Here is a 24,585-nt window from a genome sequence, read left to right as displayed (position 1 = left end):
ATCGTCGCGCATTATCCGCTCCGGACGCCCGGCGGGAACGTCGCGTGCGCTCATGGGGAAGTCCCCTCTCCAAGCAGCCCCATAATCTCCTCCTTCAGCGCGACGAACGCCGGCTCCTTCCACACATCCCCGCGGCGGGGCCGGGGAAGCGGCACCCGAATCTCCTTCAGGATGCGCGCCGGAGCGCGGGAGAGCACATAGATCCGGTCGGAGAGCGTAAGCGCCTCCTCGATGCTGTGCGTGACGAACAGCACGGAGCGGCGCTCCTCCTCCCACAGCCGCAGCAGCCACGCCTGCATCTCGGCGCGGGTCAGGGCGTCGAGCGCAGCGAACGGCTCGTCGAGACACATGACCGCCCGCGGCATAAGCAGCGCCCGCAGGAACGACACCCGCTGCTGCATGCCTCCCGACAGCACGTGCGGGTACTCCCCCGCGACGTCGCCGAGATCGATGCGCCGCAGCCACTCCGCCGCCAGCCGCTTCGCTTCGCCCGCCTCGATGCCCGCCGTCGTCAGCGCCGAGCTGACGTTGGCCGCGACCGACAGCCACGGGAACAACGATGCCTGCTGCGGCATGTAGCCGATGAGGCCGCGCTTGCCGTTCGTCTCCTTCCCGTCGATGCGAATGCTCCCTTCGTCCGGAAGCTCGACGCCGCCGATCAGCCGGAACAGCGTCGACTTGCCGCTGCCGGACGGGCCGATCAGCGTCACGAATTCTCCCTCGCCCACGCGAAGCGAGAGGCGATCCAGCACCGGATGCCGCTTGCGGTCTCGCCGGTAGCTCTTCGACACGCCGATCAGTTCCAGCTTGGCTTCCTTGGCACTTCCTTCACTCACGCCGATCAGCTCCAGCTTGGCTTCCTTCTCCAGCCCTACGTTCATGCTGCATCCCTCCTTTTCCCCGCCGCGGCGTTCGAGGTTCCGGGTCGCCAGCGGATGACGAGCCGCTCCAGCAGGACGGCGGCACCGTAGAAGGCGAGCGCCAACGCGACGATGCAGACAATCGCGGCGAACACGCCGGTCGTGTCGTAGCCCTTCGACTTGAGCACGATGTAGTGGCCGATGCCCTCGCTCGAGCCGAGCCATTCGGCCACGATGGCCGCCGTCACGCCATAGGTCGCCGTCAGCTTGAGGCCGGTGAAGAACGACGGAAGCGAGGCGGGCAGTTCCAAGCGGCGCAGCACCTCCCACCTTGAAGCGCCGATCATCGCCATGTATTCCCTCAAGTGCGGCGCCGCCTGTCCCAGGCCCGCCAGCATCGACCACGCTACGGGAAAAAAACACACCAGCGCAAGAAGAATAAGCTTAGGCGCAAGTCCGAAGCCGAACCAGACGATGAGCAGCGGACCGAGCGCGATGGTCGGGATATTCTGCGTAATGATGATGATCGGCGACAGCGCCGCCCTCACTCCCGGAATGAGGTGGAACAGCAGGGCGGCCGCAATGCCGATCGCCACGCCCAGCCCAATGCCCTTCAGCGCAAGCAGCAGCGTGAACGACAACTGGTCCCACAGCCGCGCCGCATTGTCCGCCATGTAGGAAGCGATCGTCCACGGCGCGGGCAGCACGTACGGCCCCACCTCGAACGCCGAGCAGACCGCCTGCCAGAGCAACACGAACGCGATCAGCGTCCCTGCCGGCAGCAGCGCCCGGCGAATTTTACTTGCCATCGGGGTATTTCTGCAGAAGCCGCGCCATCGAGGCGTTGCCGCCCCCGTCCACCGACAGCTTGATCTGAGACAGAACGGACGGGCTTCCAAGCTCGAACATCTCTGCGTTCATCTTCTTGACGATGTCCAGCAGCGTGTCGAGATCCCCCTCCATCGTCGTCTCCATCGGACCGACCCGGTACGGGACGCCCGACTCCTTGATGATGCCGATCGCGCGATCGACGTAGGGAATGACGTCCGTATCCCCTTGCTTCAACTTCGGCAGAATCTGAATGCTCAGCAGCGCTTGCGCCATGTCGTTGTCCTCCTCGAATGTTCGTTCATTGGGCTTGCTCGAAGCTCGGCCGCTCGACCGCTCCGCTGCGAACTTCCCGTTACTGCGGCAGGAAGTCGTTCGTGAACATCGCGTCGTAGTCGAGCTCCTTCGTCAAGAGGCCGTTCTCCTTCAGGAACTCGGCATAGCCGGACCATACCTCGCGCTTCTGCTCGCCCCAGCGGGGAGCGTCGGCCTGGTACTTGTCCGCCAGCCAATCCTGGCTTGCCTTCACGAGGTCGGCGTTCAGATCCGGCACCGCCTTCAGCAGAATGTCGGCCGCTTCCGCCGGGTGCGCGATCGCATACTCGTAGCCTTCGGCCGCGCCTTCCACGAATGCCCGCACGAGCTCCGGCTTGTCCGCGATCATTTGCTCGCTTGTCGTCAGCACCGGCGTGTAGTAGTCGAGCCGCTTGTCGAAGTCCGACAGGTACACCATGTTCAGCTTGATGCCGCGCTGCTCGGCCTCGATGCCCGTCCACGCGTAGAAAATCCACTCGAAATCGATATCCTTCGTGATCGCCGTGAAGAAGTCGGCCGTTCCCGCGTTGACGAACTTCACCTTGGAGGCGTCCGCCCCTTGCGTCTTCATCATCGAGCCGATGACCGCTTCCTCGGCCGGAGAGCCCCAGCCGCCGTACGCATGGCCTTCGAAGTCCTTCGGCTCCTTGATTCCCTTCTCCTCCGGGCTGGCGAAGCCCGACGTGTTATGCTGGATGATCGCCGCCACGGAGACGATCGGCAGCCCTTGCTCGCGCGCCAGCGTAAGCCCTTCCTGGGCTCCGATGCCGAAGTCCGCCGCTCCGCTCGCCACCATCGCATCGGCTCCGCTCTCCGGGGGCTGGACGATGTCGACTTTTAACCCTCTTTTCTCCCAGAAGCCTTGATCGGCCGCCACGTACAGCCCCGTATGGTTCGTGTTCGGCGTCCAGTCCAGCACGACCTTCACTTCCTCCAGCTTCGCCGCGCTCCCGGACGACGCCGTGGCGGGCGCCGCTCCCCCGTTCGAATTCCCGTCGTTGCCGCAGCCGGCCAGCGCGATCATCGCCGCCAGCGACAGCAGCCCCGCCTTGCCCGATTGTACAAGCTTCTTCTTCATCTTGTTCTCTCTCCCCTATCCTCTTTGTCTGAGCAACCGGACCTGACGGACGCAATCCCTAGCATTGTATCCCTTCTCGGTGCAACCAAAAAACGCCTCCCGAAAATTCCGGAAGGCGCCCCGTTCATGCAAGGACGATACGGAGAAGCCGGTTCCCGTCTTAAGCCGGGCCGCGCTTCTCTCTCACCTGCCCGCGACGCGCGCGGGTAACGCGAAGGAACGCATGCTCATGCGATTCCCCCTTGTATAGGTGCAACTGCCTCCGCTGGAATTATCCAGATCAGGTCTGACGGTCGAAAGCGGATCAGCTTCCCTCTCAGCCAAGTTCCCTCAGCTCCCGCGTAAACGTTCAATATGTCGGTTGTCTCGTTCATCATCATACTGGGAAAAACAGCCGCGGTCAACCTCCGATTCGCGAGAGCCGCGGTGGGCGGGGGCGAAACAAAAAAATCGGCAGCGATGAACGGCAGCGGATCGAGCTACAGCGAGTCTGGCGGCGCGCTGGCGGCAGCGCGGAGCCGGCGTCCCCGGAAGATGCCGAAGCGCGGGTCGCGCTCCAGCAGCCGGCAAGCCCAGGACATGGGACCGTTGCCGGTTCCGGCGGGGCCCCCCGTCTCTGCCGGCTTCGCCAGCGCCTCCCGGTTCAGAAGAAGCGCGGCGGTTCCCGGCTGCAAGGACGCTTCCCGCTGGAGCTCCTCCGGGCCTTCGCCCGCTTCCAGCTCCTCTTCCTCCCGGCGTTGATCCAGGAGCACAACGGGGCGATCCTTCATCCGGAGCAGCGCATAGAGCAGCGGCTGGACGGTCGACGGCAGGAAGACGTCCCCGGCGCCGAGGAGCATCAGGAAGCGGCCCCTTGCGAACGGGATCAGCTCGAGTCGGCTGCGCTCCGCGCCGAGGCGGCTTCCGCTGGCGCTGCGCCGGACGCGCAGCCGGGGATGGTCCGCCAGGAAGCCGGCGAGCACCCGCGGCGTCTCGTCCGTTGAGCCGTCGTCGAACACGCATACCTCGATCAGGCCGCTTGCTCCGATCTGGGGCAGGAGCGCCTCCAGACATGCCTTAAGCTCGGACGCTTGGTTCAACGTCGGGATGCCGATCGACAGCAGCGGCCGCTCGCTCCGCGCCCGCAGCACGGCTTCCGCCTGCTCGCCGCTGCGGATGCGAACCCAATCGAGCGAATCCGGATCGAACAGCTTCATGATCCGGGCGGGCGAGCCGACCGCGACGCTGTAGTCCGGCACGTCCTTCGTCACGATGCTGTTCGCGCCGACCACGCAGCCTTTGCCGATTGCGATCGAACCGGCGATAACGGCATTCGAGCCGATCCAGCTTCCTTCCCCGACGACGACCCGGCCGTCGGCTCGCGTGATGCCCTGCCGGATGACCGGCAGCCCGATCCAGCGGTACTCATGGTCCGTATCGGCGATATAGACGTTGGGGCCGTAGCCCGAATTCGCCTCCAGGACGATGGAATTGGCCGCGGAGAGGCGAAGGCCGAAGCCGGTATGCACGCCGTCGCCGATGACGATCTTCGGCCGCTCCCCGGTCACCGGCGTGCAGACGTTCAGCCAGTAGCCGAATCGCAGCAGGACGCCGCTTCCGATCGAGATCTCCTCCGCTCCGTACACATTGCCGGGCGGCTCGAGCAAGCTATGGGGACCGAACGAATGGAACGGAGGGTCCTCCGGACGGAGTGTGCGCTCTTCGAAGGGATTCATCTCGTCAGCCCTTCTTGCGGCAGATCGCTACCGCGTAGGACGGCCTGGCGTTCTTGATGCGGCCAAGCGGCGCCGGGGCGAAATACTTCGCCAGGTCATGATGCAGACCGGGAAGATCGAACGGGCTCGCGCCAAGCGAAGCGGCGATGTCCGCCCAATCGGGCGCAACCCGCCCGTGCGGCCCGAAGAATGTCTGGCCGTGGATGCTCTCGATGTCGTAGAGCGCCGCCAGCTCGCCGACGAACTCCCCGAGCGAGTATTCGAAGCAATGGTACGGATTGCTCATCGATTGGCCGAACTGCCGGTGCGGGTTCGTCACGTCGCGGTTCGGCGTGGAGATGATAAGCCGCCCTCCCGGCTTCAGCACCCGCGCGGCTTCCTTCAGCCAGTCGCTGCCGTCCGGCACGTGCTCGATCGTCTCGAACGAGACGACTAGATCGAAGACGCCGTCCGGGAACGGGAGCGACAGCACGTTGCCGACCTTGAAGGCGACACCGGGCCCGCCGTAATCGCGAGCGGCAAGCTCGACCGAGACGGCGTCGACGTCGATGCCGCTGACGGCGAGCGCTCCCGCATCCTTCAGCATTCTTGTGCCGTAGCCCGTTCCGCAAGCGGCATCGAGCACTAGCTTGCCGAAGGCGTAGGGCTGAGCCAGCCGGTACCGGTACACATGCTCCGCGAACACGTCCGGATGGCTGCCAAGCACGGCGTCGCTGAGCACAAGGCGTTCGCCGGTGAAGGCGACATCCTGCTGCGCCTTCGGAAGCTGCGCGGAGATCGGCCCGCGAGCCTGCGGCCCGGCGGCTATCGCTGTGTCGGCAGACTCCGCAGCCGCCGTCGGAGTCGCGGCAGGCGGGCTCTCTGCCGGGTCGGGGCTCGGGGCTGCAGTCGGCTCTTCCACTCTGCCTGCTTCCCCGCCGGGCCGATTTGTCTTCGTCGCCGCCCCCTTCACTGCACGAAACAAATAATACAGCACCGAGAAGTCGTCCCTCCTTCCTCGTCCCATCAGCTTCAAGAGCGCCTCGACCGACTCCGCGTCGATGCGATCCGCCGTGCGAACCGTCTCGATCCGCTCGTAGCCCGCTTCTTCGAATCTCCGTCTCGCCTCGGCTTCCGACAACATCGTGCCGGGAGCGAGCCGGTTCTGCGGCGCAAGATACGCTTTGACATGGGAGAAGTGAAGCCGGTTCGGCACGGTCGCCAGCACCGCTCCCCCCTCCTTCAGCAGCCCCGCCGCAACGCCGAGCGCCTCCGGCGGAATGACCGCCCCGAAGATGTCGTGCAGCAGAACGACATCGTAATCGTACTCGCCCGCTTCGGGACTCCAGAGCCCCGGATCGGCGACGGACCAGATCTTCTCCGCCACGAGCCGGGCCGCCGCTGCGGCGGGCTCGTGCGCCTCGAAGCCGAACAGCCGATAATCCGGATGGCGGTTGCTTAACTCCAGCAGAGTTCCTCCGCAGCCGCAGCCGATCTCGAGCACCTTCAGTCCTTTTTTCCCCGTGCAGTAGGGCTCAAGCGCATCCAGAACATCGGTCCGAACGTTCATCGCGGCCGTCGGCTGGAAGCCCCACTTCCGCTCGAAGCGGCTCGAATTGTCCTTCATCAGCCGGCGATACAGCTCCGGATCGTGCCGGAAGGACGCGCTGCCCTCGTGATGCACGAACGTATCCTCGCAGAGCATCAGCTTGTAGCCGACGCGGCGAGCCCGCCAGCACCAATCGTCGTCCTCGAAGTTGCCGATGCCGAAGCTCTCGTCGAGCTCTCCGACTTCCTCCCACGCCTTCCGCTTGATCAGCAGGCAGAAGCCGATGAGCTTCAGCCGCTTCCTCCAACTGCCGGAATTCGAGACGTTGTACGCCTCGGCGAACCGTTCAAGCTCCTCCGGAGTTCGGTACTTCGTCTCGATCGCCTGCCCGTAGCCGGCCCGGTTCGTCACCGGCCCGACGGCTCCGACATCCTCGGCGCTCTCCAGCGCGGCCGTCAACTGCTCCAGCCAACGCGGAGTGGCGGCCGTGTCGTTGTTCAGCAGCAGCAGGCGCTCCCCGCTCGCCAGCCTCGCCCCGCGGTTCACCGCCTTCGGGAAGCCCTCGTTGCTCTCGTTCTCGACCAGCCTCACATCCGGCTGCCGACGCAGCCAATCGACCGTCCCGTCCGTGGAGCCGTTGTCGACGAAGATCAGCTCATAGCTGCCTTCCGGCGTATGCCGGCGCACGCTGTCCAGACACCTTCGCGTCTCTTCGAGTTGGTTAAACGTCGCCACGATGATGCTCGTCGTCATGCCGAATCCCCTCCTAATCCGAGCGCTTCCGTCAGCTTGGCCCGGTTGGCGAGCAGGTTCGGATCGTCCGGCAGGAACTCGAGAGCCTTCTCGTTATGTTCGTAAGCCCGCTCCAGATCGCCCAGCAGCCCGTAGCAGACGCAGAGCTGAAGATGGGGAAGCCATGTCCACGCAATCAGATTAACGACGCCGAAGTGGTGCACGGGCAGCTCGAGCGTCAGTGCCAGCTCATACCAGAAAATCGCTTTGCGAACATCTCCCCGGTCCTGGTAGCAGTAACCGATGGCGCAGCAATGGTCGGCCCTTGGCAGGTCGTAAGCCATAATGCGCACGAGCGATCGCAGCTTGCCCTCCATGTCTCCGAGATAATGCCGGCACTCCGCCAGCTTGGAGCAGGCGAGCACGTAATCCTCGTAATATTGCCCCGGCTGCTCCAGGAAGCGCTCGTACGTCTCCGCCGCCTCCCGGTACATCTTCGAATCCGCCAGCTCGTTGGCATAGTAGAGCACGTTGCGGCCCGTCAGCTCGCCCTCCCTCTCGAGCATACGCCGGAAAATCGCGAGATTGCGAGGAGAGTGGTCGCCGCGCCGATCGTGCGTGACGGCGATGTGAGTCAGGTAGACGTTCCCGTCCACCTCCAAATATTCGTGAATCGGGTTGTGCCACTTGAAGCCGCAGGCTCTCCGAACGAGCCGGTTGCGCCTGGCCATCGCCGCCGTCTTACCATTGCTGTCGAACGCAAGATGGTATTCCATCGCGACGGAATCGACCGCGGGGTCCAGCGTCAGCTTCAGCTCCCGGAACAGTTCCCGGTCCCGCTCCAGCAAGCGGTCGTCGGCATCCAGCCACAGAATGTACTCCTGCGTCGCCAGCGAGAAGGAATAGTTGCGCGCGGCGGCGAAATCGTCGATCCATTCGTAATCGTGAATACGGGCGGAATAACGCTCCGCAATCTCCTTCGTCCGATCCTTGGAGCCGGTATCGACGATGACGATCTCGTCGACCAGGTCGGCGACCGAGCCGAGGCATCGGTCCAGCACCTCTTCCTCATTCTTAACGATCATGCACAGGCTGACCGTAACCATCCCGTACCTCCTTCAGCCTTGCGGCGCCATCTTCTGTCCCAGTCTATTCGGCGGCGGTCGGCTTCGCTTGGACAGGAGCTCGCCCCCAGGGGCCGCGATTCCGCCAAAAAAACAAGCCGCCGGATCGTGAACCGCACCCGAACGGCTTGCCTGTTGTTGCTTATGGCCGGCTTATAGCTGCCTATGGCTGGCATATGACTGGCTTATAGCGGGTCTTTACGGTGCACCTTGCGAGGCAACGCCCCAGAACACTTCCGGACCCGAACGAACGCCGCTCAGAATGATGAGAGGACCGCCGGAGATGAATGCCGAGTAGATCGTCTCGGCGGCTGCCGGAGCCAGAAGATCTTGCGCCGTGAAGGAGTAGATGTCGCCGAACAGCGACACGCGAATGCCAAGCGTCGCCGAGTAGATGACATTGGCTGCGTTGTAAGTCGTCGTGCCGCGCAGCACTTCGATCGTGAACGTGTTGCCGACGATCGGATCGCTGATGCCAACCGTGCCTGTGAGGTTGATAACGGTGTTCGCCTTATTCTGGGTCTGCAGGCCGATAACGCCGAACAGCGCCGGAGCCGTCGTAAGCGGAACGTTGGGGAATCCCGTCTGGCTGGAGTTCATCGAGCTGCGAAGATCAAGGAATGCTCCCATCTTGTTCACCTCCTTGTACGTGAAGATAGAACAGCATACGTCGAATCTCGTCCGGCCGATTGGACAATCCGCTAGACTACGGTTTGATTTTGCGCGGATTGCGCGAATTCGGGCAACCGGCCCCTCGTTGCGGTATACTGGGAAGTAGATTAACAGAGACGGCCTGCAGGTTAAGAAGAACCGTCGGGCCAATCGCCCTGACGGTTCCCCGCTGCGCATTCGCACCTCTCCAACCTGCCCGTCATCGCGCTGCACGAATGTGAAATTTCGCATTAATTCCTGGAGTCCGGCGGGGTGGGCGGCGGCTCCGGCGGGTTCGGCGGGTTTATCGGATCTTGGCAAAATAGGAGGAACGACCATGTGCGGAAGGTATACGATAACGGTGACGATCGAGGAGCTGTTGGCGCGATATGACGCGGACAACGCCATGGGCTCCTATGGGCCCTGCTATAACGCGGCTCCCGGACAGCTCATTCCCGCTGTTGTCGCGGGCAAGCACCGCAATCGGCTCGGCCCGCTCAAGTGGGGGCTCGTGCCTCCGTGGGCGGAGGACGCGAAGATCGGCTCCCGGATGATCAACGCCCGCGCGGAGACGCTCGAGGAGCGCCGCGCCTTCCGGAACGCGTTCCGCTCGAAGCGCTGCATCATTCCCGTGGACGGCTTCTATGAATGGAAGCGCTCGGGCGACGGCAAGCAGCCGATGCGGATTATGCTGAAGGAAGGCAAGGTGTTCAGCCTCGCCGGCCTGTACGAGACTTGGATGTCTCCGGAGGGAGAGAAGCTGCACACATGCGCGGTGGTGACGACGTCGGCCAACGAGCTCGTGGCCGGCATCCACGACCGGATGCCGGTCATTCTGCGGCCGGAGGACGAAGCGCTCTGGCTCGACCGCGAGGTGCGGGAGCCGGAGCTGCTCCGCCACCTGCTTGTCCCCTGCCCGGCGAGCGAGATGACCGTCTACGAGGTCGGCCCCGAAGTCGGCAACGTGCGCAACGACAGCCCTTCGCTTATCTTCCCCATGGCGAGGGACGCGGACCGATAAGCCGGCTCCCGCGGGCCGCCGACCGGTCAGGTGCGCAGTTCGACCGCCTCCGGCAATCGAAGAAGAGACCGCCCCTCGGAGCGATCTCTTCTTCCGCGTACCTGTCCGCGCCGTCCCTGCGACGACGATCCGATCCCGCTAACGGAACATTGCCCACAGCTTGATCAGGTGCAGCGTGTTCCTCGGGTCGATCTTCTGCGCCAGAACGAAGGCGACGAGCTGCTCCTCCTGAACGTCGGTGAGCGGCTCGTTCAGGATCTTCGCGGCGGACTTCACATACTTGCGAACTTTGAGCCGATCCTGGAGATCGTACTTCGTCGCCCCCTCCAGGAGCTGCTTGATCTTGTCCTTGATCGTCGGGTTCTTCATCTTGAACTTGACGCGTTCCACCAGGTCGGGCCGGATGCCGAACTTCTGCCAGCTCATCCCTCGCTCACTTCCTCTCGGCGATGTCTTGACTATCCTATGCCGATTCCAGGTAGCTGAGACCCCCGCTTGACAACGTTAATCGAGCGGTTCCCCTTGCAGAGCAGCTTCTCTGCGCAGAAATTCCCTTAACCCTTCGTACGACGGGGACGTCCAGAACTCCGGCAGGGCGGTCAATTCCGCCGCGTCGTCCCGCGCCTGCTCCAGCATCGCGAAGTCCTCGATCAGGTTCGCAAGCCTGAACTCCGGCACTCCGCTCTGCTTCGTCCCGAAGAACTCGCCGGGGCCGCGCAGCTCGAGGTCGCGCCGGGCGATCTCGAAGCCGTCGTCCGTGTCCGCCATCGCCTTCATCCGCTCCTGGCCGTTCTCCGACTTCGGATTCGCGATCAGAACGCAATACGATTGGAATTCGCTGCGCCCGACCCGGCCGCGAAGCTGGTGAAGCTGCGACAGGCCGAAGCGATCCGCGTCCATGACGATCATCAGCGTCGCGTTCGGCACGTCCACGCCGACCTCAATGACCGTCGTCGACACGAGCACGTCCGTCAGCTTGGCGGCGAAGTCCGCCATCGCCTGATCCTTCTCGGCGGCGGACATGCGCCCGTGCAGCAGACCGATCTTCAGCTCGGGAAGCGTCAGCTTCAGTTGCGTATGCAGATCGATCGCGTTCTGCACGTCGAGCTTCTCCGACTCTTCGATCAGCGGGCAGATGAAGAACGCCTGATGACCGAGCTCCGCCTCGCGCCGGATGAAGCCGACGACCCGATCCATCATCTCGTGCTTCACCGAGTACGTCTTGATCGGCAGCCGCCCCTTCGGGCGCTCCTTGATCGTCGAGACGTCCATGTCGCCGAAGACCGTAATCGCAAGCGTCCGCGGAATCGGGGTCGCCGTCATCGACAGCACGTCCGGGTTCAGCCCCTTGCGGCGAAGCACGCTGCGTTGGCCCACGCCGAACCGATGCTGCTCGTCCGTGACGACGAGGCCGAGCTTGCGGAAGATGACGTCGTCCTGGATCAGCGCATGCGTGCCGATCAGAATATCGACAAGCCCCATCTCCAGTCCGGCGAGAATGTCTCGACGCTTGCGGTCCGTCGCGCTGCCGGTGAGCAGCGCCACCTGAACGCCGTAAGGCTCGAACAGCTTCGTCAGCGACCGATAGTGCTGCTCCGCCAGAATCTCGGTCGGCACCATCAGCGCCCCCTGGTACCCCGCCTTAACCGAAGCGTAGAGCGCGATTGCGGCGACGATTGTTTTGCCCGAGCCGACATCGCCTTGCAACAGCCTGTTCATCGCATAGGATCGCTTCATATCCGCGGTGATCTCGTTGATGACCTGCTTCTGGGAATCGGTCAGCTCGAAGGGCAGCGCAGCCGCGAAGTCGCGGATGTCCTCGCCCTTGATCGGATGCGCGATGCCGTCCGGCTGCTTCCGATTCGCCGCTCGGTACGCCTGAAGCTTCAGCTCGAACAGGAACAGCTCCTCGTACACCATCCGGCGCCGGGCCTCCTGCCCTTCCCGGGAATTCTCCGGCCGGTGAATTCGCACAATCGCTTCGCGGCGCGGCATCAGCTCATGGCGATGAACGACGGACGCGGGCAGCAGCTCGGGGATCATCGCTCCGTATTGCGTCAGCGCTTCGTCGATCTTCTTGCGGAGCCAAGTCTGAGTGATGCCGCCGCCGACGGAATAGACCGGCTGCAGCGTTCCCGACCTCGCCGTCCCGCGGTCGGGGAATTCCGACTCGGCAACCGTGATCTGCCGCCGCCGCTGGTCCCACTTGCCCGTCACAATCACCTCGCGGCCAACCTCAAGCTGATCCTTCAGGAAGGCGCGGTTGAACCACACCGCCGTCACGACCATTCCTTCCACCGACACGGCGCACAGCAGCCGGGCCGTACGACCGTACCGCTGCAGCGACGGGAACGCGGCGACGACGGCTTGCACCGTGATTTTCTCCCCGTCCTTCACCTCGCCGAACTCCCGCAAGCGATAGTCCTCGTAGCGGAACGGATAATACTCCAATAAATCCCCGATTGTATAAATGCCCAAGGCGTGAAGCTCCCCCGACTTCTGGGTGCTCACGCCTCGCAGCTTCTCGACGGGTATCGCGAATAAGTCCAAACCCATGTCAACCAACCTCGTTCGCGCGAAGCGCTTCGGCACAGCTCCGGCAGCCGCCGATTCCCTGTGCGCGAAGGCTGCGCCTATCCTCCGGCCGCCCCTGACGCTTGCTTAGACGGCCGGGCCCATAAAGATGCCGACGGTGCCCGGACCGGCATGTGTGCCGATGACCGGCCCGATCTCTGACTGCATGTAGCGGCGGATCTGGAATCGCTCCTTCAGCAGAGCGATCAATTCCTCCGCCATCTCGGTCTTGCCCGGCGTGACGACGACGTTCAGATCGACCGGCTTGCCGGCGAAGTCGGCGTCCAGCAGCTCGACAATGCGTGCGAACGCCCGCTTCTGGCCTCTTGCCTTGTCGAGGGCGTTCACGTACCCTTCGTCGTCGATCGTCAGAATCGGCTTGATGTTGAGCAGCGAGCCGAACAGGGCCGAAGCCCGTCCGATTCGTCCGCCTTTATGAAGGTATTCCAGCGTGTCGACCAGGAAGTACAGCTTCGTCGAGCTCTTGATCCGGGCAATCTCCGCAACAATCTCGTCCATGGAAGCGCCCTGCTCCGCCATCTCCGCCGCCCGGATGACGAGCATGCCGTAGCCCATGGAGGCCGACTTCGAATCGATGACCGTGACCTTCGACTCGTCCTCCAGCATCGACTTCGCCAGCAGCGCCGATTGATAGGTTCCGCTGAGCGCCGACGACAGATGAATCGAGAGCACTTCCTTGCCGTCCGCCATCTGCCGTTCGAACTCGGCGAGGAAGTCGGCGGGAGACGGCTGGGAAGACTTCGGCAATCCGGGGAAGCTCTGCAGCTTCTCGTAGAAGTCCGCCGGCTGCAGGTCGACGTTGTCCAAATACTCCTCCCCGCCGAAATGAACCTTCAAGGGGACCATGCCGATGCGAAGACGCTCTCTCTCCGCGCGCGGAATATCCGCCGTGCTGTCCGTTACCAGAGCGATTGCTCCCATCTCGATTCCTCCGCTTGATCTCAAATACCGCCCAAGACGCTCTCGTACCGCCTCAGACGCTCTCGACCATGAACCAGTAAGGATACAGCGGTTGTCCGCCCTCGTGGACTTCGACTTCGGCATCCGGGTAGTGGTTCCCGATCCAGGAGAGCAGCGTGTCCGTGTATTCGGAGTCCGCCCCCTCGCCTGCCAGAATCGTGACGACCTCGTCGCCGGTCGCGAGCATCTTGGCCAGCAGCTCGCGGGCCGCTTCAACCAGGCCGTCGTTCGACGCGACGATCGTCTTGTTCAGGATGCCGATGTACTGGCCTTCCCGAATGTCGACGCCGTCCATCCGCGTATCCCGTACCGCCTTCGTAATCTGCCCCGTCGCGACCTTCTCGATCGCTCCCGTCATCCGCTCGGCGTTGACTTCGAGCGGGTCCTCCTCGCGGTAGGCGAGCAGCGCCGCCATTCCCTGCGGCACGCTTGTCGTCGGAATGACGGTTACCGGCTTGTCGGCCAGCTCCGCCGCTTGCTTGGCCGCCAGTTGGACGTTCGAATTGTTCGGCAGAATAAAGATATGGTGGGCGGCAAGCGACGAGATGGCCTGCACGAGATCCTCCGTGCTCGGGTTCATGCTCTGCCCGCCCGAGATGACCGAATCGACGCCGAGGCTGAGCAGCAATTGCTCGTTGCCCGATCCCATGCTGACGGCCACGATGCCGAGCGGAGCCATCTCGAAGGCCAACGGATGAGCGACGGTCGCGACCGCTTCGCTCGCTTGCGCCGCTTCGGCTGCGGCCAGCTTGCCCATCGCTTCCGGCGGCCAGCCGGTCGCGGCTTCGACCCCGATCGAATCTCCCTCATAGCCCTCGGACAGCTTCGCCGTTGTCGGCCCGGGCTTCTCCTGCTCATGCTCCAGCAGCTCGCGATGCTGGTCCTGCATGTTCAGAATATGAATCGAAGACAGCTCGCCGTAGAGAAGCGCCGCATTCAACACGTCGCCGGGGCGGCGGGAGTGCACGTGCACCTTGACGATGTCTCCGGCGTCGATCAGGATGATCGAATCGCCGTCCTTCTCCAGCGTCTTGCGGAAGGAAGCCTCCGGGAACGGAGTCCTTCTGGCAACGGCGTCCCGATTGACGAAAAATTCCATGTCGTATGGGAATTGGATCGACTCGGTCTTGATCTTCGCCTGAGCGAAGCCATGAGCGGAACCGGAACCGTGAGCGGAACCGGCCGCCTCCGCAGCGTGCGCGCCCGACGACGCAGCCGCCGCGGCTTGCGGCTCGGGCGCGGCGAAGTCCGATGCTCCCGTGCGGCCCTCCAGATATTCCATAAACCCTTCGTAAATATAGACAAGCCCTTGCCCGCCGGAATCGACGACGCCGACCTGCTTCAGAACGGGCAACATGTCCGGCGTTCTCGCCAGCGTCTCCGACGCCTTGAGGACAATCTCCCGCATCCACTCCACGAGGTCGGCTGTGCGCCGCGAGGCGGCCAGCCCGTGCTTCGCCGCTTCGCGGGCGACCGTCAGAATCGTCCCCTCCACCGGCTTCACAACCGACTTGTAAGCGGTGTCAACTCCTTGTTGCAAGGCGGCAGCGAACGCGGGTGCCCCGATCTCTTGCTGTCCGGCGACCGCTCTTGAGAAGCCGCGGAACAACTGCGACAGAATAACGCCCGAGTTGCCCCGCGCGCCCATCAGCAGCCCCTTGGCCAGCACCTCGGCCGCTCTCCCCACCTCGACGGACGGCTTGCTGCGAAGCTCGTTCGCCCCCGCCGTCATCGTCATATTCATATTCGTCCCCGTGTCTCCGTCAGGGACGGGGAATACATTCAATTCGTTCACTCTCTCCGCGTGACTGGCCAGCCTCTCGGCTCCGGCCAGCACCATGGCGGACCATTCGGTTCCGTTCAAGCTGCGTTTGCTCAAATGCCTATTCTCCTCCCGAGGTACGATCGGTCGTTTATCTTCTGCCTTACTTAAGGTGCATCCGGTCGTTGCCTATTGAGACACTCTTACGCCTTGAACATAAACGTTGACGGAATCGACGCGAAGCCCGACGATCTCGTCGAGTACGTATTTGACTTTGGTCTGAATGTTATGCGCAACCTCGGAGATCTTCGTCCCGTAGCTGACGATAACGAAGAGATCCAGGTGAACCTGCTCTCCGGTGCGCCGAACCTCGACGCCCCGCGACAGATTCTCTCTGCCGAGCAGCTCGGCAATGCCGTCCTTAAGCTGCTTGCGGGAAGCCATCCCCACCAGCCCGAAGCAATCCATTGCGGCCGACCCCGCTATGACGGCGAGCACCTGGTCTGCGATCTCGATCTTGCCGTTCTCGTTCGCCATCTGCATAGGCATCGGAATCCACCCCTTTATGCTGGTATTATGGACCATAACTTATTGTACTATAAAATTTGTTTGAGATGAAGCCAAAAACACAGATTGCAACGCTACGGGCCGTGTGCTATGATAATGAAAGTGTCTGCAAGGTCTGGGTAGGGAGGTGGATTTAATGGCTCGCAAATGTTACATTACGGGTAAGAAGCCGGCTACCGGCAACAACGTATCTCACGCGAACAACCACAACAAGCGTTCTTGGGGAGTCAACGTGCAAAAGGTGCGCATTCTGGTGAACGGTAAGCCGAAACGCGTTTACGTCAGCACCCGCGCCCTGAAATCCGGCAAAGTGACTCGAGTGTAAGCTCGAACAAGTCCTTCATACGGGTACGCATTGATACCATAACAAAAAGCACCTGGGACCAGGTGCTTTTTGTTATGCGTGCCGAGCTTAAGCCGACTTATGCGTGCAAGCGTCTCCCGGCAGAGCCGGAGCCTCCGGGAACCGCGGGTTCCTAAGGAGGCGTCAGTTCTTCTGGAAGGTGTTCAAGATTGCCTTAACGAACCCGCCCAGAAACTTCGGCAGCTTGATGGTATAGAACTTCATCCTCCACCCCTCCTCCGGACCTAGAGCGTCCCCCGCAGCCCAGCGCACGAACGCGCCTAACCGTTGAACACGCGCTGTTGATTCTAGTGTATGCAAGAGGGACGTTGTCCTAGTCCGGGCGGATGCGGAGAATCTTCATTCCTTATGTTGCTTCCCTTCGCGTCATTCGACCGAAGCGCTTCTGAGGCTTGCCACGGCAGCGAGCGGGTCGTCGCTTCCATAGATGTAATTGCCTGCGACAAGCGCATTCGCTCCGGCTTGCTTCACGAGAGCGGCCGTCTCGGCGTTGATGCCGCCGTCCACCTCGATATGCACATCGGTCAGCCCTTTCGCGTCCAGGCGGCTGCGAAGCTCGCGGATCTTCGGCAGCATGGCCGGAATGAACGACTGCCCTCCGAACCCCGGATTGACGGTCATGATCAGCGCCAGATCGATGTCTTCCAGCACGTAATCCAGCACGGACAAGGGGGTATGAGGGTTCAGCGCCACGCCCGCCTTGAGGCCGAGCTCGCGGATCGCATGAATCGTTCGGTGCAAGTGAAGGCATGCCTCGGCGTGGACCGTAATCCGGTCGGCTCCGGCTCGCTTCAAGTCGTCGAGAAGCTTCTCCGGCGTATTCACCATCAGATGAACGTCAAACGGAAGGCTTGTACAGGAGCGAATTGCCGCGACGATCGGAGGGCCGAACGTCAGATTCGGAACGTATTGGCCGTCCATAATATCGATATGAATCCAGTCCGCGCCGATGCGCTCCGCCGTGCGGACGTCCTCTCCGAGCCGGGCGAAGTCCGCCGACAGGATGGATGGTGCTACAATCGTCATACCCTTAATACCTCCGTCTGTTCTCTCTCCACTCGGTCATGAAGCTGACGTAATGCTCATAGCGGCTCGCGGCGACGGCGCCTTGCTCCAGCGCTTCCTTAACCGCGCAATCGGGCTCGTGGACGTGCGTGCAGCCTCTGAACTTGCAGCCGCCCGCCAGCTCCCGGAATTCCTTGAAGCAGGAGCCGATCTCCTCGATTCCAAGCTCCCCGAAGTCGAGCTGGCTGAAGCCCGGCGTATCCGCGACACAGCCGCCGCCCTCCAGCCGGACGAGCTCGACATGCCGGGTCGTATGCTTGCCTCGGCCAAGCTTCTCGCTGATCTCGTTCGTCTCGAGCGTAAGTCCCGGGACGAGGGCATTGACGAGCGAGGACTTGCCGACGCCCGATTGTCCCGCGAAGACGCCGACCCGGTCCTTGAGCCTCGCTTGCAGCTCCGGAATTCCGTCGCCCCGCTTCGAGCTGACAAGCGCGGTCTCGTACCCGATGGAAGAGTAGAGCGCGCGTGCGGCCGTCACGTCCGCTTCGATCCGTTCGCGCTCCTCCGACGCTTCCATCGCATCCAGCTTCGTGAACACGATCAGCGTCTCCAGCCCCGTGTGCTCGATGTGCACAAGGAACTTGTCGAGAAGCTGAAGATTCAGCTCCGGACGGATGATCGAGAAGACGAGAACGGCCAGGCTCGCGTTCGCGACCGGCGGCCGGATCAGCTCCGTCGTCCGGGGGAGCAGCTCGTCGACCGTTCCTTCCCCGTTCTCCGTCTCGCTGAAGACGACGCGATCCCCGACAAGCGGGGATTGCCCCCGCTTCTTGAAGATGCCGCGCGCCCGGCACTGAACCGTCTGCCCCTCCTCCGTCTCCACGTAGTAATACCCGCTTAGCGCCTTGTAGATCATTCCTTGCGGCATCGGCACGCTCCCTATCCCTGTGAATTGTCCGTCGCCGGATCGCCGCCGGATTCCGTTCCGCCTTCGCCGGTCGTCCCCGTGTCCGTCCCGCCGCTATCCTCGGGTTCGGACGACTCCTCCGCCGGCGGTTCCGCCGAGGCCGGGATATCGTCCTCGTAAGGCACGATGTATTCGTCGAAGAAGTCGTTGTCCCGATAGACCGTCACCTTGCCGCTCGTCCCCGGCGCCAACACCAGCGTAAGCGTATAGGTCGAAGGGGATTGAACCTTCTTCACGCCCCACTCCCTGCCTTCGCCGAGCGCATCCGAGATCAGAATCCGCACGCTGCTCGTCTGGCCGTCGATCGTCGGGTACACCGTCAATTCGAACGGGCGCTGCTTCGCATCGTCCGGGAAGCCGCTGGCTATCCAGATCTGCACTTCCGTGCCGGCCGTCACGAGCTCGTTCTTCTCCGCGGGGAATTGCTTGAACACATGGCCTTTGGTCGAATAGCTCTTCTCGTAATTAATGTTGCCGTCCGGCAGCTTCAGGTCGTACTGCAGCAGCTTGGCCTTGACTTCCTCAAGCGTGAGGCCGATCAGCTCCGGCATCGCGAACTCCTCGAGCCCTTCGCTGACCGTTAGCGTAATCGTATCCTTCTCCGGATCGAAGCTGTCGCCGGATGCGGGATCTTGCTCAAGCACCGTGCCCGCATCGCTCTCGTCGTGAATCGAATTCTGCTTGATCCGATCTTCCGTCACCCCGAGCGCCTTGAGCTCCGCAATCGCGTCCTTGATGTCTTTATCCGTAAGAGAGGGCATCGTCGACAGCTCCGGCCCGGTGCTGACCGTCAGCGTAATCGTCGCGCCTTCCTTGACCTTCATATCCTGCTTGTCCTGCCGGATTACGTACCCTGCGGGGATGGTGTCGTTCGCTTCCTCCGGATACGGCATGGCTGCGACGAGACCGAACTCGGCCAGCTTCGCCTGAGCGTCCTCGAAGCTCATCTCGACCACGGTCGGCACGTCCACGTCCTTCGGGACGAACGAGCCCTTCAGCGCGAACACGGCCCAGATCAGCACGGCGATCAGAATCGCGGCGATGACCGCGAACACGGTCGGCGCGACCCAGCGGCGCTTCGGCTCTTCCTCTTCGTCGTCTCCGCCCTGCCCGTTCTTCGCGATCGTCTCCTCCGCCGACATCCGCATGTCCGGCTTCAGCGCCGGCATGACGAGCGTCTGCTCCCCGTCGTCCTCAAGCGAATCGCTCGGGAACTGAATCGGCGGCTCGTGCAGGCGCTGCGGCTGCAGGCACGTCTCCAGATCCTGAAGCATCATCTTCGCGGACGGATACCTCTCCTGCGGGTTTTTCCGCATCGCCTTGAGAATAATGTTCTCGACACTTTGCGGAATGTGGGGATTCACAAGCTTCGGCCGCTCGAACGGCTCCTGAAGGTGCTTAAGCGCCACGCTGATCGGGCTCTCCCCAAGGAACGGAAGCCGCCCCGTCAGCATCTGGTACAGGACGATGCCGAGCGAATAGATGTCGGACTTCTCCCCGGTGCTGACTCCCTTGGCATGCTCGGGAGAGAAATAATGCACCGAACCGAGCACGGAGCCGGTCTGGGTAATCGTCGATGTCGTCACCGCCCTCGCAATTCCGAAGTCCGTCACCTTTACCCGGCCGTTTTTGCCAATGAGGATGTTGTGCGGCTTGATATCGCGATGAATGATTTGGTTATGATGGGCGTGATCCAGCGCGTCGGAGATCTGGGCGGCAATCCGCACCGCTTCTTCGACCTGCAGAGGCGCCCTGTCGCGAATGATTTCGTTCAGGTTGTAGCCATCGACGAATTCCATAATGATGTAGTGCGTATCCTGTTCCTGCCCGACGTCGTAAATGCTGACGATATTCGGATGGGACAGGGCTGCGGCCGACTGCGCCTCCCGGCGGAACCGGCGTACGAAATCCTCGTCGTGCATGAATTGCTGACGCAGCACCTTCACCGCGACGAGCCGGTTGAGCAGATTGTCCCGAGCCTTGTAGACCAGGGCCATGCCGCCTCCCCCGACGCGATCCAGCAGTTCGTACCGACCACCTAGCGTATGTCCGATCATGCCTTCCCTCCTCCGGCGACGCCAACGTCCGGCTCGTGTTCCACAAGCGCGACAGTGACGTTGTCGTCTCCGCCGGCCAGCAAGGCGAGGGCGATCAGCCGCTCCGCCTTCTGCTCCAGGTTGGAGCTCGCTTCCGTCAGCGTATCCTTGATGAGATGCTCCTCGACCAGCGAGCTGAGCCCGTCGCTGCAGAGAAGAAGAAGATCTCCCGGCAGCCAGTCGAAGCGCAGAACGTCCACCTCGACCTGCAGATCGGTGCCAAGCGCTCTCATCAGCACGTTCCGCCTCGGGTGAGTAGCCGCTTCTTCCGGGCTAAGCTGGCCCGACTTGGTCAGCTCGTGCACGAGCGTATGGTCCTCGGTCAGTTGCAGAAGCTCGCCGGCCCGAAGCCGGTACGCCCGGCTGTCGCCGATGTGGCCGATCAGGCCGGCGTTCGGGTCCAGCAGCGCGAGCACGATCGTCGTTCCCATGTTGGAATACTGATCGTTGCCGGACGCGGTCTCGTAGACGACCGAATTCGCCCGCCGGATCAGCTCCTTCAGACGAATCGCGGCCGCGTCGGAGCCGAGCTCCTCCTGCCAGGACGACAGCGAAGCGACGACGCTCTCGACCGTGAGCCCGCTCGCGATCTCCCCCGCCTTGTGCCCGCCCATGCCGTCGGCGACAACGGCCGCGATCAATCCGCTGCCGAGCGTATCCACCCACGCGCTGTCTTCGTTCACTTGCCGTACTCTTCCCACATGAGTTCTCAATGCCGTCTTCACAACGATCACCTCGCCTGAGCCTCTTTCTCCTTCTCCAGCCGCTCTCTCTTCTCTTTCTCTTCCGTATGCTTCGCGCGCAACTGTCCGCAGGCGGCAGCGATATCGTGGCCCTGCTCCCGACGGATCGTCGCGTTGATCTTCTTGCGCTCCAGAATGCGCTGGAACTCGAAGATATCGTCGCGGGGCGTCCGAACGTAATTCCGTTCCGGAACGTAGTTGACCGGAATGAGATTGACGTGGCAGAGCATTCCCTGCAGCAGATCGCCAAGCTCCTCCGCGTGCTCCGGCCGGTCGTTCACGCCGCCGATGAGCGCGTACTCGAACGTCAGCCGCCGGCCCGTCTTCTCGATGTAATACTTGCACGCGTCCATGACCTCGTCGAAGCGGAAGCGGCGGTTGACCGGCATCAGCTTCGAGCGGAGCTCGTCGTTCGGAGCGTGGATCGAGATCGCCAGGCTGATCTGCGTGTTCTCGTCCGCGAAGCGATACATGTTCGGCACGATGCCGCTCGTCGACACCGTGATGTGGCGCTGGCCGATATTAAGTCCCTTCGGATGCGTCATCAGGCGGAGGAACGTCATCATGTTGTCGTAATTCTCGAACGGCTCCCCGGAGCCCATGATCACGATGCTCGACACCCGTTCGTTCTCCGGATCGAGCATGCGCTGCGCTTGCACCACCTGCGCGACGATCTCGCCGGCCGTCAGATTGCGCTTGAGTCCGCCGAGCGTGGACGCGCAGAACGTGCAGCCGATGCGGCAGCCGACCTGCGTCGTGACGCAGACGCTGTTCCCGTAATTATGGCGCATGAGAACCGTCTCGATCGCATGATCGTCATGCAGGCCGAACAGGAACTTGACCGTTCCGTCCTTCGATTGGAACTTCGTAATCTCGTTAAGCGTGACGAAGGCGAACGCATCCGCAAGCTTCTCCCGCAGCGCCTTCGGCAAATTCGACATCTCCTCGAAGGAGCCGACCCGCTTCACATAAAGCCAATCGAAGATCTGCCCGGCACGGAATGCCGCTTCGCCTTGCTCCTTGACCCACTCCTGGAGCTGTTCGAGCGAATAGTCGTAAATAAAGGGCTTATCCGGCTTGTAGTTCAGCTTGCTGTCCAAGCCCTTCAATTCTTTTTTGTCGCCTTTGTTGTCGCTCTTGATCTCGCTCTTGATCTCGCTCTTGATCTCGCTCTTGATCTCGCTCTTGATTTCGCTCTTGTTGTCCTCTACTTTGTCCATATGTGTCACCACCGTTCGATCTATTTTATCACAAACGTCCTTCCGGCAGAAGATTGCCCGCCGGGACGTCGCCCAGCCATTGCCGAAGCGTTGCCGATCCGTCAGCGAGCCGTTATGGAAGCCGCTTCAGCTTGGCGATGAAGAAGCCGTCGCTGCCGAACTGCTGCGGCAGAAGCTGCACCATCCCCGCGAACGGCTCCGGCAGCGCGCCCCCCTGCTTCAAGGATTCGATAATCTCCTGCGGCCAATCCGTATCCGGCATATAATTCGGATGCTTCTCCAGGAATCGGAGGATCGCTTCCTCGTTCTCTTCCTTCGCAATCGTGCAAGTGCTGTAGACGAGCGTTCCGCCGGGCCGAACGAGGCTGTGCACCTTCTCCAGCAGCTCGGCCTGCAGCGCGGCCAATCCCGCGATGTCCTCCTCGCTCTTGTTCCACTTGATCTCCGGCTTGCGCCGGATGACCCCGAGCCCCGAGCAAGGGGCGTCCAGCAGCACCACATCCATCGAAGCCGCAGGCAGCGTGTCCGCGAGGCCGGCCGCATCCCCGACCACAGTGCGAATGCTGCGGAGGCCGAGCCGTGCGGCTTGCTCGGCGACGAGCGCCTCCTTATGGGGATGAATATCGTTGGCGACAACTTCGCCCGCATCTCCCATCAGCTCCGCCAGATGAGTCGTCTTCCCTCCCGGAGCGGCGCAACAGTCGAGCACGCGCATGCCCGGCTTCGGGCCGGCGACGGCGGCGACGAGCATCGAGCTCTCGTCCTGCACGGTGAGCAGCCCTTCGCGATACCAATCGGTCGCCGCCAGGCTGCCGGCCCGGGAGGCGACGATGCCGCCCGGCGCCAGCTTCGAAGGCCGAGCGTAAATCTGCGCTTCGTCCATTCGCTCCAGCAGCTCGCTGCGGGAGATCCGGGTCGGATTGACCCGCGCCGAGCTCTGCGGCGGCTCGTTGCCCGCCTCGCAGATCGCTTCGGCCGTCTCCGCGCCGTAAACATCGATCCAGCGCTTCACGAGCCATTCCGGATAACTGTGGGTCAGCGAGATCCGCTCCGCATCCCCCAGCCCGGAAGGCAGCTCGGACGCGAGCCCTTCGCGCACCAGCCCGCGCAGAACGCCGTTCACGAGTCCCGCGATGCCGGCGTGCCCCCGCTTCTTCGCGATCCGCACCGCCTCGTCCGTCACGGCGTGAGCAGGCACGCGATCCAGCCACCTCAGTTGATAATAACTAAGCCGCAGCAGACTGCGGACCCACGGCTCCACCTTGTTCGGCCATCCCTTGACCCGCTCCTTGAGGACGCGGTCGATCGTGTTCAGCCGCTGAATGGTGCCGTAGACGATCTCCGTCGCCAGCGCGGCATCCTGCCGGGACAAGGCCGCGGCCGAGAGCACCCGATTCAGCTCGAGACCGCTGTACGCCCCCTGCTGGTCCACCCTCAGCAGCACATTCAGCGCCGCTTCGCGCGGCCCCCGGGGCGACGGCGCCCTGCGCTGGGCTCCTCCCGATGCCGGCTTGGCCGCCGCTCCCGCCCCCGGCTTGGCCGCTCCGCCAGGGCGGGGCGCTTCTCCTCTCGGACGGGCTGTCTCTTTGCGCGGGCTTCCCTGCCCCCGCTTGGTCGATTGCTTATCCATGCTCATTCCGTTACACTCTCCGATTGCGGCAGGCTTGCGCCCTGCTTCTTCACTCGTTGACTTCTTAGCTTATTGACTTCTTAGTTCATTGACTTCTTAGTTCATTGACTTCTTAGTTCATTGACTTCTTAAGCTCGTTGCGTTCCCCGGTCGCCGCCGCTCCCTATCGCGCTTTGTGCGTCGTGCATCCGTCGGACAGCCTGCCGGCAGGCTGTCCACTTTAGCGAAGAGGGCGCCTTATCCCCGTCGTTCAGTAATGCCATCTTAGCCAGAGAGTGCCTTATCCCCTCGGTTCAGGTCAGGCAACCGAAGGGAAACTGAATGGAAGGGATAAGGCACCCTTTTGGCAAAAACAGAAAGACAGCATCGCCCCCACAGCAAGCGCCATAACGGAACGCTCCACCCGCTGCCCGCCAGAGACGAAGCTCCGTCCAACCTCCTCAACCATTCACGACAACCATTCACGACGACCGTTCGATCACCTTCACGCCGACGTTCCGATCGCGTTCACAATGACCGACCAATCGCGCCCACGACGTCCGACCGATCGCGTCAGCCCCCACCACTCCGTATGGCCAATTTTATGTGAAAAACCGCATACAAATCGGCGCCAGCCCCTCGAATGACCGATTTTATACGAAAAATCACATAAAATCATCTTCCGCCTGCCTCGTATGGCCAATTTTATGCGAAAAACCGTTACTACTTAGGTACCGGGGATAACAAGTGTGCCGCGAAAAGCGTCGGTTAACGAGGAGAGAACGGGGAGTTTTTGTTTAATCAACGTGGAGATGACGCTCCGTAAACGCGCAAACGTGACGGCA

General features: G+C 62.5%; 22 protein-coding genes. 2 read left to right on the top strand and 20 right to left on the bottom strand.

Annotation, left to right across the window (positions count from 1 at the left end; translation table 11 throughout):
* Positions 1-50 precede the first annotated feature (50 nt).
* The 8 genes from E6C55_RS29970 to E6C55_RS29935 all read right to left on the bottom strand — a co-directional run bounded on the left by E6C55_RS29970 (position 51) and on the right by E6C55_RS29935 (position 8,810).
* The gene (locus E6C55_RS29970; RefSeq protein ID WP_136373518.1) at positions 51-881 is read right to left on the bottom strand and encodes an ABC transporter ATP-binding protein; all 831 of its coding nucleotides are present in this window, start codon (positions 879-881) and stop codon (positions 51-53) included.
* Positions 878-1,669 (bottom strand): ABC transporter permease, encoded by a 792-nt coding sequence (locus E6C55_RS29965; protein ID WP_136373517.1) that lies wholly within the window; start codon positions 1,667-1,669, stop codon positions 878-880. The genes E6C55_RS29970 and E6C55_RS29965 overlap by 4 nt, the downstream gene beginning before the upstream one ends.
* On the bottom strand, positions 1,659-1,964 hold the full coding sequence (locus tag E6C55_RS29960; protein ID WP_136373516.1) for a thiamine-binding protein: 306 nt from the start codon (positions 1,962-1,964) through the stop codon (positions 1,659-1,661). The genes E6C55_RS29965 and E6C55_RS29960 overlap by 11 nt, the downstream gene beginning before the upstream one ends.
* 79 nt (positions 1,965-2,043) lie before the next feature.
* A complete protein-coding gene (locus tag E6C55_RS29955) occupies positions 2,044-3,081 on the bottom strand; it encodes an ABC transporter substrate-binding protein (RefSeq protein WP_136373515.1) in 1,038 nt (345 codons plus the stop codon).
* A 479-nt stretch (positions 3,082-3,560) separates the two neighbouring features.
* The gene (locus tag E6C55_RS29950; RefSeq protein WP_136373514.1) at positions 3,561-4,796 is read right to left on the bottom strand and encodes a glycosyltransferase; all 1,236 of its coding nucleotides are present in this window, start codon (positions 4,794-4,796) and stop codon (positions 3,561-3,563) included.
* 4 nt (positions 4,797-4,800) lie between these two features.
* Positions 4,801-7,077 (bottom strand): methyltransferase domain-containing protein, encoded by a 2,277-nt coding sequence (locus tag E6C55_RS29945; RefSeq protein WP_136373513.1) that lies wholly within the window; start codon positions 7,075-7,077, stop codon positions 4,801-4,803.
* On the bottom strand, positions 7,074-8,162 hold the full coding sequence (locus tag E6C55_RS29940) for a glycosyltransferase (RefSeq protein WP_136373512.1): 1,089 nt from the start codon (positions 8,160-8,162) through the stop codon (positions 7,074-7,076). The genes E6C55_RS29945 and E6C55_RS29940 overlap by 4 nt, the downstream gene beginning before the upstream one ends.
* A gap of 216 nt (positions 8,163-8,378) precedes the next feature.
* Positions 8,379-8,810 carry a hypothetical protein gene (locus tag E6C55_RS29935; RefSeq protein ID WP_136373511.1) on the bottom strand — a complete coding sequence of 144 codons (432 nt, stop codon included), beginning with the start codon at positions 8,808-8,810 and terminating at the stop codon, positions 8,379-8,381.
* A gap of 358 nt (positions 8,811-9,168) precedes the next feature.
* On the opposite strand from E6C55_RS29935, the gene E6C55_RS29930 reads away from it, so the two are divergent.
* Complete coding sequence (locus E6C55_RS29930) at positions 9,169-9,852, top strand: SOS response-associated peptidase (protein WP_136373510.1); 684 nt, start codon at positions 9,169-9,171, stop codon at positions 9,850-9,852.
* Between the two features lie 138 nt (positions 9,853-9,990).
* On the opposite strand, the gene E6C55_RS29925 is transcribed toward E6C55_RS29930, so the two are convergent.
* The 5 genes from E6C55_RS29925 to E6C55_RS29905 form a co-directional block, all read right to left on the bottom strand.
* Positions 9,991-10,278, bottom strand: a complete 288-nt coding sequence (locus E6C55_RS29925) for a stage VI sporulation protein F (protein ID WP_136373509.1) — start codon at positions 10,276-10,278, stop codon at positions 9,991-9,993.
* Positions 10,279-10,356: 78 nt separating this feature from the next.
* Positions 10,357-12,408, bottom strand: a complete 2,052-nt coding sequence (gene recG / locus E6C55_RS29920; RefSeq protein ID WP_136373508.1) for an ATP-dependent DNA helicase RecG — start codon at positions 12,406-12,408, stop codon at positions 10,357-10,359.
* Between the two features lie 105 nt (positions 12,409-12,513).
* Positions 12,514-13,368: a DegV family protein gene (locus E6C55_RS29915; protein WP_136373507.1), complete on the bottom strand. Its 855-nt coding sequence runs from the start codon at positions 13,366-13,368 to the stop codon at positions 12,514-12,516.
* 52 nt (positions 13,369-13,420) lie between these two features.
* The gene (locus tag E6C55_RS29910) at positions 13,421-15,286 is read right to left on the bottom strand and encodes a DAK2 domain-containing protein (RefSeq protein ID WP_168735948.1); all 1,866 of its coding nucleotides are present in this window, start codon (positions 15,284-15,286) and stop codon (positions 13,421-13,423) included.
* 72 nt (positions 15,287-15,358) lie between these two features.
* Complete coding sequence (locus E6C55_RS29905; RefSeq protein ID WP_136373506.1) at positions 15,359-15,718, bottom strand: Asp23/Gls24 family envelope stress response protein; 360 nt, start codon at positions 15,716-15,718, stop codon at positions 15,359-15,361.
* Positions 15,719-15,872: 154 nt separating this feature from the next.
* Here E6C55_RS29905 and rpmB point away from each other — a divergent pair, with 154 nt between their 5' ends.
* Entirely contained in the window at positions 15,873-16,061 is a 189-nt protein-coding gene (rpmB, locus tag E6C55_RS29900) for a 50S ribosomal protein L28 (protein WP_136373505.1), read from the top strand.
* Between the two features lie 162 nt (positions 16,062-16,223).
* Here the strand turns inward: rpmB and spoVM are convergent, their stop codons facing one another.
* The 7 genes from spoVM to rsmB form a co-directional block, all read right to left on the bottom strand.
* Complete coding sequence (gene spoVM / locus E6C55_RS29895) at positions 16,224-16,304, bottom strand: stage V sporulation protein SpoVM (protein ID WP_010345573.1); 81 nt, start codon at positions 16,302-16,304, stop codon at positions 16,224-16,226.
* Between the two features lie 162 nt (positions 16,305-16,466).
* The gene (gene rpe / locus E6C55_RS29890) at positions 16,467-17,126 is read right to left on the bottom strand and encodes a ribulose-phosphate 3-epimerase (RefSeq protein ID WP_136373504.1); all 660 of its coding nucleotides are present in this window, start codon (positions 17,124-17,126) and stop codon (positions 16,467-16,469) included.
* 4 nt (positions 17,127-17,130) lie between these two features.
* On the bottom strand, positions 17,131-18,033 hold the full coding sequence (rsgA, locus tag E6C55_RS29885) for a ribosome small subunit-dependent GTPase A (protein ID WP_136373503.1): 903 nt from the start codon (positions 18,031-18,033) through the stop codon (positions 17,131-17,133).
* An 11-nt stretch (positions 18,034-18,044) separates the two neighbouring features.
* The gene (pknB, locus tag E6C55_RS29880; RefSeq protein ID WP_136373502.1) at positions 18,045-20,129 is read right to left on the bottom strand and encodes a Stk1 family PASTA domain-containing Ser/Thr kinase; all 2,085 of its coding nucleotides are present in this window, start codon (positions 20,127-20,129) and stop codon (positions 18,045-18,047) included.
* Positions 20,126-20,893, bottom strand: coding sequence for a Stp1/IreP family PP2C-type Ser/Thr phosphatase (locus E6C55_RS29875; RefSeq protein ID WP_136373540.1), 768 nt, complete (start codon positions 20,891-20,893; stop codon positions 20,126-20,128). The genes pknB and E6C55_RS29875 overlap by 4 nt, the downstream gene beginning before the upstream one ends.
* A gap of 5 nt (positions 20,894-20,898) precedes the next feature.
* On the bottom strand, positions 20,899-22,131 hold the full coding sequence (rlmN, locus tag E6C55_RS29870; RefSeq protein WP_136373501.1) for a 23S rRNA (adenine(2503)-C(2))-methyltransferase RlmN: 1,233 nt from the start codon (positions 22,129-22,131) through the stop codon (positions 20,899-20,901).
* A gap of 112 nt (positions 22,132-22,243) precedes the next feature.
* Entirely contained in the window at positions 22,244-23,767 is a 1,524-nt protein-coding gene (gene rsmB, locus E6C55_RS29865; protein ID WP_330999672.1) for a 16S rRNA (cytosine(967)-C(5))-methyltransferase RsmB, read from the bottom strand.
* Positions 23,768-24,585 lie beyond the last annotated feature (818 nt).

This window comes from Cohnella fermenti, assembly GCF_004801405.1.
GTDB classification, from domain to species: domain Bacteria; phylum Bacillota; class Bacilli; order Paenibacillales; family Paenibacillaceae; genus Cohnella; species Cohnella fermenti.
This window is presented reverse-complemented; position numbering and strand designations above follow the sequence as displayed.